Origin of the sequence: Streptomyces angustmyceticus, assembly GCF_040701845.1 — a bacterium.
GTDB classification, from domain to species: domain Bacteria; phylum Actinomycetota; class Actinomycetes; order Streptomycetales; family Streptomycetaceae; genus Streptomyces; species Streptomyces angustmyceticus_A.
In genome coordinates this window covers 299,669-316,586 of the sequence record NZ_JBFBHQ010000005.1, presented here as the reverse complement: position 1 = coordinate 316,586, position 16,918 = coordinate 299,669, and the positions used below count along the sequence as shown (strand labels likewise).

Sequence of the window (16,918 nt, the reverse complement as noted above, 5' to 3'; positions counted from 1 at the left end):
CCCCGGGGAGTAGGGTTCGCGCCCCCCTGCCGCGGCTGCGGTACGCCGCCGGTGCCTGCCGTGTGCGTGCGCCCCTCAGTACTGCGGCGGCCCGAACCCGCCCTGCGGGGGCGCCGGGGTGCCGGGCGGCATCGGCGGGGTACCGGGGGGCGGCACCGGCGGACCGCCGGCCGGGGGCACCGGGCCGGCCGGCGGCTGCCAGGCCGGCGGGGCCTGCGGGCCGGGTTGCGGGGCCGGGAAACCGGGCTGCGGGGCCGGGAAGCCCGGCTGCGCGGCCGGCGGTCCGGCCTGCGGCACGAAGCCGGGCGCGGCGAACCGCGGGCCCGGCGCCGGCGGGAACCAGGCGGGGGCGACCGGCTCACCGCGGGCCATCAGGAACAGCAGGGCGGGCGAGCCGAGCAGGTCGAGCAGCAGCCCGAGGTCACCGATCACGGTCAGGCCCGGCGTGGCGCCGGCCAGCGTGAACAGGGAGCCGTTGCCGGCCAGCCCGATCACCGACACCAGGGCGCCGGGCAGCGACACGATCGCCAGCCCGAAGGCCAGCCCGCGGGCCGCCGGACCGCGCATCACACTGCTCAGCCCGGCCACCACCGTCAGCACGAGGAAGAACACGGCCGACCAGCCCGGGGCCATGCTCAGCAGCGAGCCGAGGACGCCCTTGCCGAGGTAGAACATGGTGAACGAGCCGGTGCCGCCCTGGACCAGCATGTACACCTGCCAGGCCAGGTTGCACAGCACCATCGCCCCCAGCAGCAGCCCGGCCACCACCGAGGCCGTACGGGCCGGCCGCATCGGCGGGTCGCTGGGGGTGCGGCGCGGCCAGGAGCGCATCCCGGCGAGCAGCACGAGGCCGGCGGGCAGCGTCAGCAGGAACAGCAGCACGCTGCCGATGAAGACGCCCTCGAAGGTCGTGGAGGTGTTGTCGGCGTGCAGGAACCAGCGGTTGTCGCCGGTGTGGGTGCCGGTGCTGACGGCGGCCTGCAGGGCGGTGGCGAAGGTGAGGGTGGTGGCGACCGCCAGCAGTCCGCCCGCCACCCGCTGCCCGGCGAAGGCCGCGAACACCGCCGCCAACTGGACCGCGGCCAGGCCCACGTGGAAGGGGGCGGTGACCTGGTCGGTGCCGCCGCGGTGCTGGAAGGTCCAGGACTCCCAGAGCCCGCCGGGGCCGAACTCGCCGAGGTCCACGGCCAGCCAGTAGGCCGTGAACAGGAAGAACAGCAGGCAGAAGATCCCGCCGGTGATACGGGCGCCCTTGGCGAGCGCCATGGATTGCGGCATTACGTCCCCCGGTTGTCGGTGCTGCGCGAGGCAGCACCGTAGCAACGCGCAGGTCCGCCCGCTCCCACCGGACCTGCACCCTCCTGCGCCCCGGGCGGCCGCCGCTTCCCGGACGCGCCGGACCCCCCGCCGGCGGGCGCCGGCAGGGGGTCCGTCGAAGGCTCCGTCAGTGGTTGCTGGGGAAGCCCAGGTTGATGCCGCCGTCCGACGGGTCGGGCCAGCGGGTGGTGACGACCTTGCCGCGGGTGTAGAAGTGCACCCCGTCGTTGCCGTAGATGTGGTGGTCGCCGAAGAGCGAGTCCTTCCAGCCGCCGAAGGAGTGGTAGCCCACCGGCACCGGGATCGGCACGTTCACGCCGACCATGCCGGCCTCGACCTCCATCTGGAAGCGGCGGGCCGCGCCGCCGTCCCGGGTGAAGATCGCGGTGCCGTTGCCCCACGGCGAGTTGTTCATCAGCGCGATGGCCTCGTCGTAGGTGTCGACGCGGACCACGGACAGCACCGGGCCGAAGATCTCGTCACGGTAGGCGTCCATCTCGGGCGTGACGCGGTCCAGCAGGGAGACGCCGATCCAGTGCCCGTCCTCGTAGCCCTCGACGGTGTAGCCGGTGCCGTCGACGACGACATCGGCGCCCTGGGCCGCGGCGCCCGTGACGTACGAGGCGACCTTGTCGCGGTGGACCTTGGTGATCAGCGGGCCCATCTCGGAGGCCGGGTCGTCGCCGGGGCCGATCCGCAGCTTGTCCGCGCGCTCCTTGATCTTGCCGATCAGCGGGTCGGCGGTCTCCCCGACGGCCACGACGACCGAGATCGCCATGCAGCGCTCGCCGGCCGAGCCGTACGCGGCGTTGATCGCGGAGTCCGCGGCCAGGTCGAGGTCGGCGTCCGGCAGGACCAGCATGTGGTTCTTGGCGCCGCCCAGCGCCTGCACGCGCTTGCCGTTGGCGGTGCCGGTGGTGTGGATGTAGCGGGCGATGGGGGTGGAGCCGACGAACGACACCGCCGCGATGTCCGGGTGCTCCAGGATGGCGTCGACGGCCACCTTGTCGCCGTTGACGACGTTCAGCACGCCGTCGGGCAGCCCCGCCTCGGCGGCCAGCTCCGCCAGCTTGAACGCGGCGCCGGGCACCTTCTCGCTCGGCTTGAGGACGAAGGTGTTGCCGCAGGCGATGGCGAGCGGGAACATCCACATCGGCACCATCGCCGGGAAGTTGAACGGCGTGATGCCGGCGACCACACCCAGGGACTGGCGGATCGCCGCCACATCCACCCGGGTGGAGACCTGGGTGGACAGCTCGCCCTTGAGCTTCTCGGGAATGCCGCAGGCCAGCTCGATGATCTCCAGACCGCGGGCGACCTCGCCGAGCGCGTCGGAGTGCACCTTGCCGTGCTCGGCGGTGATCAGCCGGGCGATCTCCTCGCGGTGCGCGTCGACCAGCTCGCGGTACTTGAACAGCACCGAGGTGCGCTTGGCCAGGGAGCTGGTGCCCCAGGTCCGGAAGGCTTCCCTCGCCGCGCCGACAGCGGCGTCGACCTCGTCGACCGAGGCGAAGGCGACCTGCTTCTCCTGGGCACCGGTGGCCGGGTTGTAGACCGGGCCGAAGTTGCCGGAGACGCCCTCGACGGGCTTCCCGCCGATCCAGTGGCTGATGGTCTTCATGCGGAGGGCCTTTCTGGGTGACGACTTCGAGCGGAGTCAGAGGTGGCGGCGCCGCCCGGCGGCCTGCCGGTCGTACGCCTCACGAGCGGCCACCGCCGCCGGACGTGTCGCGGTCTCGGCAACAGGAACATCCCACCAGGCCTGGGCCTCCGGCGCGCCCGGCACAGTGTCGGCCGTTTCGGTCTCGACATAGACACATGTGGGCCGGTTCGCGCCCCGCGCCTCGGCGAGCGCGGCCCGCAGCTCACCGACGGTGGCCGCGCGCAGCACCTGCATGCCCAGCGACGCGGCGTTGGCCGCGAGATCGACCGGCAGCGGCGCACCGGTGTACGTGCCGTCCGCGGCGCGGAAGCGGTAGTCGGTGCCGAAGCGCTCACCGCCGGTGGCCCCGGACAGCCCGCCGATCGAGGCGTAGCCGTGGTTCTGGACGAGGACGACGTTGATGTGGATGCCCTCCTGGACCGCGGTGACCAGTTCGGTGGGGTTCATCAGATACGTACCGTCGCCGACCAGCGCCCACACCGGCCGGTCGGGGGCAGCGAGCCGGACACCGATCGCGGCGGGGATCTCGTAGCCCATGCAGGAGTAGCCGTATTCGAGGTGGTACTGCCTGCGGGACCGGGAGCGCCAGAGTTTGTGCAGGTCACCGGGGAGGGACCCGGCCGCGTTGATGATCACGTCGGTGTCGTCGACGACGGCGTCCAGGGCGCCGAGCACCTGGGTCTGCGAGGGCCGCGCCGAGGGGTCGGCGGCGCCGTACGCGGCGTCCACCCGCCGCTCCCAGCCGGCCTTCGCCTCCCGGTAGGCGGCCTCGTACTCCGCGTCGACGCGCGCGCCGGACAGCTCCTCGGTGAGCGCCTCCAGCCCGGCGCGGGCGTCGGCGACCAGGGACAGCGCGCCGAGCTTGTGGGCGTCGAAGGACGCGATGTTGAGGTTGACGAAGCGGACGCCGGGCGCGGCGAACAGGGTCGAGGAGGCGGTGGTGAAGTCGGTGTAACGGGTACCGACGCCCAGCACCACGTCGGCCTCGCGGGCGAGGGCGTCGGCGGTGGCGGTGCCGGTGTGGCCGATGCCGCCCACGTCGGCCGGGTGGTCGTGGCGCAACGCGCCCTTGCCGGCCTGGGTGGACGCGACGGGGATGCCGGTGGCGTCGGCGAACGCGCACAACGCGTCCTCGGCCTCGCTGTGATGGACCCCGCCGCCCGCGACGACCAGGGGCCGGCGGGCACCGCGCAGGACCCGTACCGCCTCGGCGAGGGCGTCGGCGTCCGGGGCGGGCCTGGGGACGCGCCAGACCCGGTCGGCGAAGAACTCCGCCGGCCAGTCGTACGCCTCGGCCTGCACGTCCTGCGGCAGCGCGAGGGTGACGGCACCGGTGTCGACGGGGTCGGCCAGCACCCGCATGGCCTGCAGCGCCGCCGGGATCAGCGCCTCGGGCCGGGTGACCCGGTCGAAGTAGCGGGACACCGGGCGCAGCGCGTCGTTGACCGAGACATCGCCGGCGAAGGGCACTTCGAGCTGCTGGAGGACGGGGTCGGCGGGCCGGGTGGCGAAGACGTCACCGGGCAGCAGCAGGACCGGGAGCCGGTTGACGGTGGCCAGCGCGGCGCCGGTGACGAGGTTGGTGGCGCCGGGCCCGATGGAGGTGGTGACGGCCTGCGCGCCGAGCCGGTCGCGCTGCCGGGCGTAGCCGACCGCGGCGTGCACCATGGCCTGCTCGTTGCGGCCCTGCAGATAGGGCAGCGCGTCGCCGGACTCCAGCAGCGCCTGGCCGATGCCGGCGACGTTGCCGTGGCCGAAGATGCCCCAGCAGGCGTTGATCAGGCGGTGCCGGCGGCCGTCCCGCTCGGTGTACTGGTGGGCGAGGAACTCGACCAGGGCCTGGGCGACCGTCAGCCGGCGGGTCGTCGGAGCGTTCATCGGGCGTCTCCTGCGGGCGCTTCGTAGAGGGGGAGGCGGGGGTCGACGGGCTGCTCGGGCCAGGTGGAGCGGATCCAGCCGTGGTCGGGGTGATCGCAGATCAGCCACTCACGGGTCTCGCCGGGCCCGGCCATCACATTGAGGTAGTACAGGGCGTGGCCGGGCGCCGCGATCGACGGACCGTGCCAGCCGTCGGGGATCAGGACCGCGTCACCGCTGCGGACCTCGGCCAGCACATCGGTGCCGCGGCCGTGCCCCGAGGGCGTCACACGCTGGTAGCCGACCCCTTCGGTGCCGTGGGCGGGCTCGACCTCGAAGTAGTAGATCTCCTCCAGCTCGGACTCCTCGCCGGGCCGGCACTCGTCGTGCTTGTGCGGCGGGTAGGAGGACCAGTTGCCGCCCGGGGTGAGCACCTCCACCGCGATCAGCCGGTCGCACTCGAAGGTGCCGGCGGCGCCGAAGTTGTTCACCTGGCGGGAGCAGTTGCCGGTGCCGCGCAGCTCCACCGGCACGTCGGACGCGGCGCCGTAGCGGGCGGGGAGCCGGCGCTCGCAGCGGGCGCCGGTGAGCGCGAAGCGGCCGCCGGCGCCGCTCGCGAGCTGCACATGCGCGTCGCGCGGCACATACGCGAAGTCGCTGACCCCGCTGAACACGCTCTCCCGGCCGGTCAGTTCGAACACCTCACCGTCGTCGGTCAGCACCGTGCAGCCGCCGGACAGCGGCAGCACGATCCACTCGCTGTCGCCGGCGGCGAAGGAGTGCCGGCCACCGGGCGGCAGGTCGAGGACGCGCAGCGAGGAGTACCCCCAGCCCGCCCGCTTCGGGTCGATGTCCAGCACATACGGGCCGTCGGCAGCCGCTGCGGCCGTCAGGTGGAATTCAGTGCTCATATCTCGAGTCTCCTGCGGAAATCGCGGTGTTCACAGCAGGCCGACGGCGGTGTCCACGGCGGCCGCGACATCGCCGTCGGCCGGGTAGAGCAGCGAACGGCCGACGACCAGGCCCTGCACCGTCGGCAGCCGCAGCGCCTTGCGCCACTTCTCGTAGGCGGCCTCCTGCTCCCGGACGGTGCCGCCGATGTCGCCGCCGAGCAGCACGGTCGGCAGGGTGGTGGTCTCGCAGACCCGGGCCATGGCGTCCGGGTCGTCGGTGACCGGCAGCTTCAGCCAGGTGTAGGCGGAGGTGCCGCCGAGGCCGGAGGCGATGGCCACCGAGCGGGTGACGGCCTCGGCACTGAGGTCGTTGCGGACCGTGCCCTCGGTCCGGGAGGAGAGGAACGGCTCCACGAAGACGGGCAGGTGCCGCTCGGCCATCGCGTCGATCGCGCGGGCGGTGGTCTCCAGGGTGGTCAGCGAACCGGGGTCGCTGTAGTCGATGCGCAGCAGCAGCTTGCCGGCGTCGAAGCGGAGCCGGACGAGGTCCTGGGGGCGGTGGCCGGTGAACCGGTCGTCCATCTCGAAGGCGGCACCCGCGATACCGCCGCGGTTCATGGAGCCCATCACCACCTTCCCCTCCAGGGCCCCGAGCAGCAGCAGGTCCTCCAGGATGTCGGCGGTGGCGAGCACCCCGTCCACGCCGGGCCGGGAGAGCGCGAGGACCAGCCGCTCCAGCAGATCGAGACGGTTGGCCATGGCGAGCTGCCGGTCTCCGACGGCGAGCGCGCCGCGGGCCGGATGATCGGCCGCGATGATCATCAGCCGCCCGCTGTCGCCGATGAGCGGCCGCCGGGTGCGGCGCGCGGCGGCCTCCGCGACGGCTTCGGGATGCCGGGCCCGAAGCGTCGCGAGGTCACTGATCCGAGGGTTCAAGGCTCAACTCACCTTCTGGGGGCACGGACGGGGAGGGGCGGGGGTGAGGGGGTGGCGGGGCCGCGGGGGCCGGGTGACCGACGGGACCGGGTGACCGACGGGGTGAGCGACCGTGACGCCGGGGCGGCCGGGGAGGTGAGGGTGGCCGAGGGGATGAGCAGGGGGCGGTCACGGCCATGGGTCACCGGCCCGCGAGGAACGCCTCGACCTCGTCGGCCGTCGGCATCGCGGAGGAGCAGGCGAGGCGCGAGGCGACGAGGGCGCCGGCGGCGTTGGCGTAGCGCATCATCGGCTCCAGGTCCCAGCCGGCCAGCAGACCGTGGCAGAGCGAACCGCCGAAGGAGTCGCCGGCGCCCAGGCCGTTGACGACCTCGACGGGGGTGGGCGGGACCTCGGCGGTGCGGCCGTCGCGGTGCACGGCGAGCACACCCTTGGGGCCCTGCTTGATGACGGCGAGCTCCACCCCCATGTCCAGCAGCGCCCGGGCGCAGGCCTCGGGATCGCGCAGCCCGGTGGCGACCTCGGCCTCGTCGACATTGCCGACGGCCACGGTGGCGTACCGGAGGGCGGCCTCGTAATACGGGCGGGCGGCCGCCATCGCCGCGGCACCGCTCGCGCCGCCGTCCCCGGAGGCCCCGCCCTCGCCGCCCCAGAACATCGGCCGCCAGTCGAGGTCGAAGACGGTCGTGCCCGCCTTGGCGCGGGCCTCCAGCGCGGCGAGGGTGGCGGTGCGGCTGGGCTCCTCGCACAGGCCCGTGCCGGTGATCCAGAAGATCCGGGCGGCCGCGATCGCGTCCCGGTCCAGCTCCTCGGGGTGGATGACCAGGTCAGGGGCCTTGGGACGGCGGTAGAAGTAGAGCGGGAAGTCGTCCGGCGGGAAGATCTCGCAGAAGGTGACCGGCGTCGGATAGGCGTCGACGGGGGTCACCCAGCGGTCGTCCACCCCGAAGTCGCGCAGCGCCTGGTGGACGTAGTCGCCGAACGGGTCGCTCCCCGTACGGCTGATGACCGCGCTCCGCCGGCCGAGCCGGGCCGCGGCGACCGCCACATTGGTGGCCGACCCCCCGAGGAACTTCCCGAACGTCTCCACCTGCGCCAGCGACACACCGGTCTGCAGCGGATAGATGTCGACTCCGATGCGCCCCATGGTGATCAGGTCGTACGGCTCGGTCATGTGCGCCCCTTCGGGTCGGCCGGCGCGGCGGGTTCGACAGGTTCGGCTCCGAGGAAAGGTCTAACGGGGACAACCAGACCCTGTCAACAGTTTGTCCTTACATACTGACGTCAACAGAACAGCCCACCCGAAGACCTCCCCCACGCCCCTCCCCCTCCTCCCTCCCGAGCCACTCAAGCCACCCCCTTCCCGAGCCCCCTCAAGCGACAAAGTCCTTAAGTCCTTATGTCAGGACGAAGTCTTGACACCCCTCGGGGCGACAGCGAGGCTGTGCCCCACGAACCGCCCCAACGACCCACCCCAGCGCCTCCCGGTCACCGCCGACCGGCGAGAGGAGAGCCGCAGCATGTCCGTTCCCCATGCCGCCCCGCCCGTCCTGGACCGCCTCCGCGTCGGTTCCGCACCCGACTCCTGGGGAGTCTGGTTCCCCGACGACGACCAGCAGGTCCCCTGGCAGCGCTTCCTGGACGAGGTCGCCGAGGCCGGCTACGAGTGGATCGAGCTCGGCCCGTACGGCTACCTGCCCACCGACCCGGCCGTCCTGCACGACGAGGTCGCCCGCCGCAGCCTGAAGGTCTCGGCCGGCACGATCTTCACCTCGCTGCACCACGGCCCGTCCGTATGGGACAAGACCTGGGCGCACGTCTCCGAGGTCGCCACCCTCACCCAGGCCATGGGCGCGAAACACCTCGTGGTCATCCCGTCCTTCTGGCGGGACGACAAGACCGCCGAGGAGATCGAGCCGCGCGAGCTGACGGTGGAGCAGTGGAAGCACCTGACCACCGGCATGGAGCGGCTGGGCAAGCGGGTGCGGGACGAGTTCGGGCTGGACATCGTGGTCCACCCGCACGCCGACACCCACATCGACACCGAGGAACACGTCGAGCGGTTCCTGCACGTCACCGACTCCGACCTGGTCAACCTCTGCCTGGACACCGGCCATTACGCCTACTGCGGTGGCGACAGCGTCAAGCTCATCCGCACCTACGGCGAGCGGATCGGCTACCTCCACCTCAAGCAGGTCGACCCGGACATCCTCGGCGACGTCGTCGCCAAGGGCACCCCGTTCGGGCCGGCCGTCAAGCAGGGCGTGATGTGCGAGCCGCCGCTCGGCGTGCCCGCGCTGCCGCCCGTCCTGCAGGCCGCCCAGGAACTGGACGTCGACCTCTTCGCCATCGTCGAGCAGGACATGTACCCCTGTCCGCCCGACCAGCCGTTCCCCATCGCCGAGCGCACCCGCCGCTTCCTGCGCTCCTGCGGCGCCTGAGCCGCTCGCAGCTCATGCGCGCCCGACGTCCGGCACCCGGGAGCCGCACGGCCGGACCGGGCTTCGGCGGCGCGCCTTGATGCGGGCGTCCCGTGCAGGTATGTCTCGCATGCGGATGCCTCACGACGCCTCCTCACACCCCGGCAACGATTACGGAGAGTAATCAGTTCCCAGGGTACATCACACTCCGTAGCACGTAAGGACTCGAGGACGACATGACTTCGCACGAAACGCTCGGTGTGGCGGTCATCGGCACCGGCCGGATGGGCGCCGACCACGTACGCCGGATCAACGAGGTGATCAGCGGTGCCCGGGTGGCGGCCGTGGTCGACATCGACGCGGACCGCATCAAGCGCCTCGCCGACGGCATCACCGGGTGCACCCCGTACACCGACCCGGCCGCCGCCATGGACGACCCCGCGGTGGACGCCGTGCTGATCGCCTCGCCGGGGCCCGCGCACGAGGCGGCGCTGCTGGAGGCGTTCGCGCGGGATCTGCCCGTGCTGTGCGAGAAGCCGCTGACGCCGGACGCCGCCTCCGCGCTGCGGGTCCTGGAGGCCGAGCGGGCGCTGGGGCACCGGCGCGTCCAAGTCGGTTTCATGCGCCGCTACGACGCCGACTACCGCTCCCTCAAGTCCCTCCTGGAGCAGGGCGCCTACGGCCGCCCGCTGATGCTGCACAACAAGCACCGCAACGCCGACACCCCGCCCGGGTTCACCAACGCGATGATGATCAACGACTCGGTGGTGCACGAGATCGATGTGACGCGCTGGCTGCTGGAGGACGAGATCACCGCGGTCCGGGTGCTGCGCCCGGCCCCCACCGGCAACGCCCCGGAGGGCCTCAGCGATCCCCAGCTGGTCCTCTTCGAGACCGCCGGCGGCCAGGTCGTGGACACCGAGATCTTCGTCAACTGCGGCTTCGGCTACCAGGTCGGCTGCGAGGCGGTCTGCGAGCACGGCACCGCCCGGATCGGTGACGACCACGGCGTGTTCAGCAATGCCGCGGGCCGCTGGGGCGGCGCCGTTCCCCCCGGTTTCGTGGAGCGCTTCGAGGAGGCCTACGACCGGCAGGTGCAGCACTGGGTGAACGCCACCCGGCGCGGCGAGGTCGAGGGCCCCAGCTGCTGGGACGGTTACGCCGCGGCCGCGGTGTGCGAGGCGGGCGTACGGGCCCAGACCACCGGCGAGCGGGTGCCCGTCGAACTGATCGAGCGGCCGGCGTTGTACCGCTAGGGGTCGTCCCCCGAGAGGCCGCCCCCGAGGCCCGTCCCGCCGAAAGGCGGCCCCCGAGGCCCGTCCCGTCGAAAGGCCACCGCACCGGCAGCCCGCCCCGCTGAAAGGCCCGTTCCACCGAAAGGCCCCGCACCATGTACGTCGCTCCTGTCGCCGGCCGGCTCCGCGCCGGCCGCATATCCCCGAGCCCCGCGCCCGCCCGCCCCGCACCGACCCCTCGCACACCGGCCCGCCGGGCCCCGGCCCCGTCGGGCCCTGCCCCGGCCGCGGGGTCGTCCCGCGCGGCGTGCCGGAGCTGACGATGGCCGCTCCGACCAGCCAGGTGGCGTCCGCCGGCCCGCGCGAGAGCGTGCGGGCCCGCAGCGCCAAACGCTTCATCGTCGGCATCGCTGCCATTGCCGCCCTGGGCGGCGCCCTGTTCGGCTACGACACCGGAGTGATCTCCGGCGCTCTCCCCTTCATGGAGGAGCACTTCGGCCTCACCTCCCTCGGGGAGGGCATCATCACCAGCGCGCTGCTGATCGGCGCGGCCTTCGGTTCGCTGATCGGCGGGCGGATGTCCGATGCGCTGGGCCGGCGCGACGCGCTGCTGTGGGCGGGGGTCGTGTTCATCGGCGGTGCGCTGGCCGTCGCGCTCTCCCCGGGCGTGGCGTTCATGACCGTGGCGCGCTTCGTCCTCGGGCTCGCCGTCGGCAGCGCCTCCGTCATCACCCCGCTGTATCTGTCCGAGATCGCGCCCCCGCACATCCGCGGCCGGCTGGTCTCCTTCAACTCGCTGATGATCGTCAGCGGTCAGCTGCTCGCCTACCTCATCAATGCCGTTCTGGCGCACTGGGCGGCCTGGCGCTGGATGCTGGGCCTTGCGGCGCTGCCCGCCGTGGCGCTGTTCGCCGGGCTGTTCTTCCTGCCCGACACGCCGCGCTGGTACATCAGCAAGGGCCGGCCGGACGAGGCGGCGCGGGTGTTGCACCGTACGCTGCCCGCCGAGGACGTCCCCGCCGAGCTGGCCCGTATCGATCACGCCCGGGCCCTGGAGGCCGACGCCCGGCGTGGCGCCTGGCAGCAGTTGCGCACGCCGTGGGTGCGGCGGCTGCTGCTGGTCGGGATCGGTCTGGCGGCCGTGCAGCAGATCACCGGGGTCAACGCCGTCGTCTACTTCGCGCCCAAGATCCTGGCGTCGACGGGGCTGGGCACCGGCGCCTCGATCACCGCCACCATCGCGGTCGGCGCGATCTCCGTGCTGGCCACCGCGATCGGGATGTCCCTGATCGACCGGGTCGGCCGGCGCCCCATGCTGCTGTGGGGCCTGACCGGAATGGCCGGCTCGCTCGCCCTGCTCGGCGCCGCCTTCCGCCTGCCGCACTCCCCCGCCGTCAGCGCTCTCGTTCTCGGTCTGATGGTGCTCTACATGGCGTTCATGCAGGCCACCCTCAACACCGGGGTCTGGCTGCTGCTCGCCGAGATGTTCCCGCTCAAGGTGCGCGGACTGGCCATGGGCGCCGCGGTGTTCATGATGTGGCTGGTCAACTTCGGGGTGGCGCTCGCCTTTCCGCTGCTGCTCGACGCGGTCGGGGCCGGCACCACGTTCTGGTTCTTCGGCCTGATGTGCGTGCTGTCCCTGGTGTTCTGCAAGCGGTTCGCCCCGGAGACGAAGGGGCTGGCCCTGGAGGACCTGGAGCACGAGCTGCGCAGGGCGGCGACGACGAGCGGGAGTTGAGGGCGGTGACGACGCGCAGGAGGTGACGCCGGCGAAGGACTGCGGCTCCGGCGGGGCGGGGCGGGGCCGGGGAACCGTACGGCGCCGCGCGGCAATTGCACGGGATTCGCCGGAACCGCGCGGCGCTCCCCCGGCGTCACAACGGGTGGAATCACATCCAACGCATCCAACGGGGGAAACGGTGGAATTCGTGAATGCCCATGCTCTCCGCCATGCCGTCAAGCGCACGGCCGTCCTGGCCGCCACCGCCGGGCTGCTGACCGCCGGACTGCTCACCGGTCCGGCGTCCGCCGACAGTCCGGCCGCCGCCCGGCCCGGCACACTGGCCGCCTGCGCGTACTACAACGGAACCGCCCTCACCGTCTACGGTCAGCGCGGCGACCGCGTCTCGCAGGTGCAGTGCCTGCTGGCGAACCGCCGCTATCTCCCGTGGGGAGATGTGACCGGGTACTTCGGTCCCAGGACCCGGGCCGCGGTGAAGAAGTTCCAGTCCCGGCACCATCTGTCCGCCAACGGCAAGGTCGACAAGAAGACCTGGCGGGCGCTGTACGCCTGAGCCGCGGCGGGCGGGCGCTCCCTGCCCGAGCGACTGCGGCCGGGTGATCCGCTCCGGGTGATCCGCTCCGGGCGGGCCGGATTGCGGCCCGCCGGCAGGTCCGCGGAGTTGAGACAGGTGCACGTGTACGTGTGGCGGGCCGGTTCCCCTGCTGGGGAAGCGGCCCGCCACACGGCTGTGTGCGCTGCGCGCCCCGGACCGGACGCGGCTTCCGGAGGGGCGGGACCGTCCCACGGGCGGTGCCGCCGACAGCCGCCTCCGCCCTTGTCCGCGGCCCGTCCCTCCCCCGCCTGCCGACCGTCCCGCCCCCGTCACAGCCATCCGCCCCGCGTCACGGCTGTCACCGTTACGCGGGGTTTCCGTCACAGCCGATCAACAGCCCCTCCCTCATGGTTACTCGGTGTCGTTGTCCAGGCACAGGGTGAGTGATCACCAGGCCGTACGCAGCCCCCTGCCGGCTCCCCCGGGCCGATCCTGCGTACGGCGCTCAGGAGGTGGCAGAGATGACCGACCGCAAGCTCTGGTCGTACAAGGAGATCGCCGCGCACATCCAGGTGCAGCCGGACACCGTGCGCTCCTACCGCAAGCACGGGCTGCTGCCCGAACCGGATCTGGTGGAGGGCGGAAAACCGTACTGGTTCGCCGACACGGTCAGAGCGTGGGTGGCGCAGCGGCCGGGCCAACGCGGCCGGCGCTGAGAGCCACCGGAACCGGCCCGGGCCCCGGCGCCCGGGCGACGCCGTGGACCGGGCGCCGGGGCACCGGCGGCACCCGCCCGTCAGGCCCCGGCGCTGCGATCCCGGCTCTACGATCGAGGTATGCCCCGGACGTCCCCAGCAGCGGCGCCCGCCCGGATCGCGGTGATCGGCGGCGGTGCGATCGGCGGCTACACCGCCGCCCTCGCGCGGTGGGCCGGCCTCGACGTCACGCTGTGCGTCCGCAGCCCGCTGGAGAGTCTGAGCGTCGAGAGCGGTGGGGTGGTGCGGCCCGCCGCGGTGCGCATCGTCACGGATCCGGCGCAGGTGACGCCGGTCGACTGGGTGCTGCTGACCACCAAGGCGCAGGACACCGCGGGTGCCGAGGGCTGGCTGCGGCGGCTGTGCGGCCGGGACACCGCCGTCGCGGTGCTGCAGAACGGCATCGGCCTGGCGGAGCGCGTCGCGCCGCTCGTCCCCCGGGGCACCCGCATCCTGCCCACCGTGGTCTACATCTCGGCGGAGCGCACCGCTCCGGGCCGGGTCCTGCACCATGTGGCCAGCGAACTGCATGTGCCCGAGGGCCCGTTGGCCGACAGGTTCGCCGCCCTGCTGGACGGCAGCGAGCTGCGGGTGCACCGCGTGGCCGACTTCACGACGGCCGCCTGGCGCAAGTTGTTCACCAACCTCGCGGCCAATCCGATCACGGCCCTGCTCCAGCAGCGGATCGGGATCTTCGCCGAGCCGGAGATGGCCGCGCTCACCCGCGATCTGCTGGACGAGGCGGCCGTCGTCGCGCGTGCCGAGGGCGCGGACATCGGCGAGACGGACATCACCCGGACGCTGGAGCTCTACGCGACCGCGCCTCGCGACGGTGGCTCCTCGATGCTCTACGACCGGCTGGCGGGCCGCCCCCTGGAGCATGAGTTCCTCACCGGCGCGGTGGTCAGGGCCGGTGAACGGCACGGCATCGCCACGCCGTTGAACCGGATGCTGCTGACCCTGCTGCGGGCGGTGGACCGGGAACTGCGGGAGGGGAACGTAGGGGCGCGGGAGGGGAAGGCGTAGGGGCGCGGGAGGGCAGGGCAACGGGGCCGGGGACCGGAGCCCGTCCCGGGGCGGTTCAGGCGGGGCGGGGTGGCGCCGTCGAGCCTCTGATCTCCAGTTCCGGGGTGACGAGTTGCTGCCCGGCCGGGGCGTCCGGGCGCTCCATGCGGGCGAGGAGGCAGCGTGCGGCCCGTCGGCCGACCTCGTGGCTGGCGTTGTTCACCGAGTTCAGCCAGAGGTGGCGGATGCGGGCGAGGTAGGTGTTGTCGTAGCCGACGAGGGAGAGGTCGGCGGGGACCGCGAGGCCCATTTCCTGGGCGGCGGACAGCGCGCCGACGCCGGAGATGTCGTTGAACGCGAAGAGCGCGGTGGGGCGTTCGGCGGCGGGGCGCCCGGTGCCGCGCGCCGGGGCGAGCAGCCGGACGGCCGCGCGGTAGCCGCCTTCCTCGGTCCCGTCGCCGCTCTCCACCACGGCGCCCGACGTCAGGCCGTGGGCGCGTACGGCGGTCTCGAAGCCGCGGCGGCGCAGCTCGCCGACGATTCCCCGGCCGGCGATATGGGCGAGCCGGCGGTGGCCGAGCCCGATGAGGTGCTCGGTGGCGATCCGGGCGCCGCGCTCGTCGTCGTTGGCGACGAGGTCGACGTGCGGCAGCCGGGGTTCGTGGTTGCCCGCGACCACGGTCGGCAGTCGCGCGGCGACCTCGGCGAGGCCCTCGGTGTCCGGGAGCGTGCCGACGACGACGATGCCGTCGACCCGCAGCTCCTGGAAGGTGCGGGCGAAGTCCTGGCCGGCCCGGCGGTCCAGCCGGGCGTCGATCATCAGCATCCGCAGGCCGTGCGCCTGCAGCAGGGAGTTCAGGCCGTCGAGGACCTCGACGAACCAGGGGTTGCGCATGTCGTGCAGCAGCACGCCGACGGTGTGGGTGCGGCGCGCGACGAGGCTGCGGGCCGCGGCGTTCGGGCGGTAGCCCAGCTCCTCGATGGCCGCCAGTACAGCCTGCCGCCGGGCATCGCTGACCCGCGGCGAGCCCTGCAGCACGAGCGAGACCAGGGACTTGGAGACGCCCGCCCGCTCGGCGACGCTGCGGATCGTCGGGTGCCGGTCCGCGGCCCCGGTCCGCGCACCGGTGGGTTCCGCGGGCCGTGCCACGGGAGGCGCCGCGGAAGGCTCAGCGGGCGGTTGTCCGGACCGTGCGCCCGGCCGCTCGCCGTGACTCTCCTCGGATCTCCCGGCGGGGCGTCCGTCGGCGTGTTCGCCGGTCGCTGCGCCGAGGTGTCCGCCGGGTTGCGCGTTGGACCGTTCCATGGACGGCAATCCTCGCAGCGGGCCAGAGCGGCGTCAACGCGCGCACCCACCCCCACCCATGCTCCCCTGCTGAACGGTGGTGAACGGTGGTGAACGGTTGACATGCGGACATCAGGACATGCAGGGTGCCCGTGACGGTGAGCGTTGGACCGTTCCAAAGGTGCGGGTGCGCGCGTCCGCACGTCCCTCCCGGAAAGGAACCGAGGCATGAAGATCGGCCTGATCGGCACCGGGCGCATCGGCGCGTTCCACGCCCGCACCCTGCGGGGCGTCCCGGGCGTCACCGACCTCGTCGTCGCGGATGCGGACACCGCACGCGCCGCGTCGCTGGCCGAGGCCCTGGGCGTACGGTCCGCCGCGAGCATCGGCGAGATGTACGCGGACGGCCTCGACGGCGTGGTGATCACCGCCGCGACCAGCGCACACGCCGCGCTGATCCACCAGGCCCTGGACGCCGGGGTGCCGGTGTTCTGCGAGAAGCCGGTGGCGCTGGACGTACCGGGCACGGTCGCCGTGGTGGAGCGGGCCCGGGCCGGCTCCGTGCCCGTGCAGATCGGCTTCCAGCGCCGCTTCGACGCGGGCTACCTCGCCGCCCGCGAGGCGCTGCGCTCCGGCGAGCTGGGCTGGCTGCACACCCTGCGCGCCTGCACCAGCGACCGGACGCCGCCGCCCGCCGCGTACATCCCCACCTCCGGCGGGCTGTTCCGGGACTGCAGCATCCATGACTTCGACATCCTGCGCTGGCTCACCGGCCGCGAGGTGGTCTCGGTCTTCGCGCAGGGCGCCAACCGCGGCGCGCCCTTCTTCGCCGACGGCGACGACGTGGACACCTGCGCGGCGCTGCTGCGCTTCGACGACGACACCCTGGCCACCGTCACGGCCACCCGCTACAACGGGGCGGGCCACGATGTCCGGCTGGAGGTGTGCGGCTCCGAGGGCGCCCGCTTCGTCGGCCTCGACGACCGGGCTCCGCTGCCGTCCGCCGAGGCGAAGCTGTCGTGGCGACGGGCGGCCGACCCGTACGCGACGTTCATGGAGCGCTTCCACGACGCGTACGTCGCCGAGCTGGGTGTCTTCGCCGAGGTCGCGGCGGGGCGGGCACCGAGCCCGTGCTCGCCCGCCGAGGCGTTGGAGGCGCTCTACGTCGCCGAGGCGTGCGAGCGCTCGCGACGCACCGGCGAGCCGGTCATGGTGGCGGACGTCCGGGCCCCGTCCGGGAGCGCGGCCCCGGCCGGGTGAGCCCCGTCCGGGCGGG

General features: G+C 73.2%; 14 protein-coding genes. 7 read left to right on the top strand and 7 right to left on the bottom strand.

Annotation, left to right across the window (positions count from 1 at the left end; genetic code table 11):
- Positions 1-75: 75 nt before the first annotated feature.
- The 6 genes from AB0411_RS14625 to iolC form a co-directional block, all read right to left on the bottom strand.
- A complete protein-coding gene (locus AB0411_RS14625) occupies positions 76-1,278 on the bottom strand; it encodes a hypothetical protein (RefSeq protein WP_366417637.1) in 1,203 nt (400 codons plus the stop codon).
- A gap of 166 nt (positions 1,279-1,444) precedes the next feature.
- Positions 1,445-2,938, bottom strand: coding sequence for a CoA-acylating methylmalonate-semialdehyde dehydrogenase (locus AB0411_RS14620; RefSeq protein ID WP_366417636.1), 1,494 nt, complete (start codon positions 2,936-2,938; stop codon positions 1,445-1,447).
- Between the two features lie 36 nt (positions 2,939-2,974).
- On the bottom strand, positions 2,975-4,858 hold the full coding sequence (gene iolD / locus AB0411_RS14615; protein WP_366417635.1) for a 3D-(3,5/4)-trihydroxycyclohexane-1,2-dione acylhydrolase (decyclizing): 1,884 nt from the start codon (positions 4,856-4,858) through the stop codon (positions 2,975-2,977).
- Positions 4,855-5,748: a 5-deoxy-glucuronate isomerase gene (gene iolB, locus AB0411_RS14610; RefSeq protein WP_366417634.1), complete on the bottom strand. Its 894-nt coding sequence runs from the start codon at positions 5,746-5,748 to the stop codon at positions 4,855-4,857. The genes iolD and iolB overlap by 4 nt, the downstream gene beginning before the upstream one ends.
- Before the next feature lie 30 nt (positions 5,749-5,778).
- Positions 5,779-6,666, bottom strand: a complete 888-nt coding sequence (locus tag AB0411_RS14605; protein WP_366417632.1) for a Cgl0159 family (beta/alpha)8-fold protein — start codon at positions 6,664-6,666, stop codon at positions 5,779-5,781.
- Between the two features lie 181 nt (positions 6,667-6,847).
- Complete coding sequence (iolC, locus tag AB0411_RS14600; protein WP_366417631.1) at positions 6,848-7,840, bottom strand: 5-dehydro-2-deoxygluconokinase; 993 nt, start codon at positions 7,838-7,840, stop codon at positions 6,848-6,850.
- A 346-nt stretch (positions 7,841-8,186) separates the two neighbouring features.
- Here iolC and AB0411_RS14595 point away from each other — a divergent pair, with 346 nt between their 5' ends.
- The 6 genes from AB0411_RS14595 to AB0411_RS14570 all read left to right on the top strand — a co-directional run bounded on the left by AB0411_RS14595 (position 8,187) and on the right by AB0411_RS14570 (position 14,378).
- Positions 8,187-9,107, top strand: a complete 921-nt coding sequence (locus tag AB0411_RS14595) for a sugar phosphate isomerase/epimerase family protein (RefSeq protein WP_366417630.1) — start codon at positions 8,187-8,189, stop codon at positions 9,105-9,107.
- A 215-nt stretch (positions 9,108-9,322) separates the two neighbouring features.
- Entirely contained in the window at positions 9,323-10,342 is a 1,020-nt protein-coding gene (locus tag AB0411_RS14590) for a Gfo/Idh/MocA family protein (protein WP_366417629.1), read from the top strand.
- A 301-nt stretch (positions 10,343-10,643) separates the two neighbouring features.
- Positions 10,644-12,059 carry a sugar porter family MFS transporter gene (locus AB0411_RS14585; protein WP_366417627.1) on the top strand — a complete coding sequence of 472 codons (1,416 nt, stop codon included), beginning with the start codon at positions 10,644-10,646 and terminating at the stop codon, positions 12,057-12,059.
- Positions 12,060-12,249: 190 nt separating this feature from the next.
- Positions 12,250-12,615 carry a peptidoglycan-binding domain-containing protein gene (locus AB0411_RS14580; protein WP_366417626.1) on the top strand — a complete coding sequence of 122 codons (366 nt, stop codon included), beginning with the start codon at positions 12,250-12,252 and terminating at the stop codon, positions 12,613-12,615.
- Positions 12,616-13,118: 503 nt separating this feature from the next.
- Positions 13,119-13,313: a helix-turn-helix transcriptional regulator gene (locus AB0411_RS14575; protein ID WP_086721239.1), complete on the top strand. Its 195-nt coding sequence runs from the start codon at positions 13,119-13,121 to the stop codon at positions 13,311-13,313.
- Positions 13,314-13,433: 120 nt separating this feature from the next.
- Entirely contained in the window at positions 13,434-14,378 is a 945-nt protein-coding gene (locus AB0411_RS14570) for a 2-dehydropantoate 2-reductase (RefSeq protein ID WP_366417625.1), read from the top strand.
- A 55-nt stretch (positions 14,379-14,433) separates the two neighbouring features.
- Here the strand turns inward: AB0411_RS14570 and AB0411_RS14565 are convergent, their stop codons facing one another.
- Positions 14,434-15,663 (bottom strand): LacI family DNA-binding transcriptional regulator, encoded by a 1,230-nt coding sequence (locus tag AB0411_RS14565; RefSeq protein ID WP_437042055.1) that lies wholly within the window; start codon positions 15,661-15,663, stop codon positions 14,434-14,436.
- A 207-nt stretch (positions 15,664-15,870) separates the two neighbouring features.
- Here AB0411_RS14565 and AB0411_RS14560 point away from each other — a divergent pair, with 207 nt between their 5' ends.
- A complete protein-coding gene (locus AB0411_RS14560) occupies positions 15,871-16,902 on the top strand; it encodes a Gfo/Idh/MocA family protein (RefSeq protein ID WP_366417623.1) in 1,032 nt (343 codons plus the stop codon).
- The last annotated feature ends 16 nt before the right edge of the window (positions 16,903-16,918 follow it).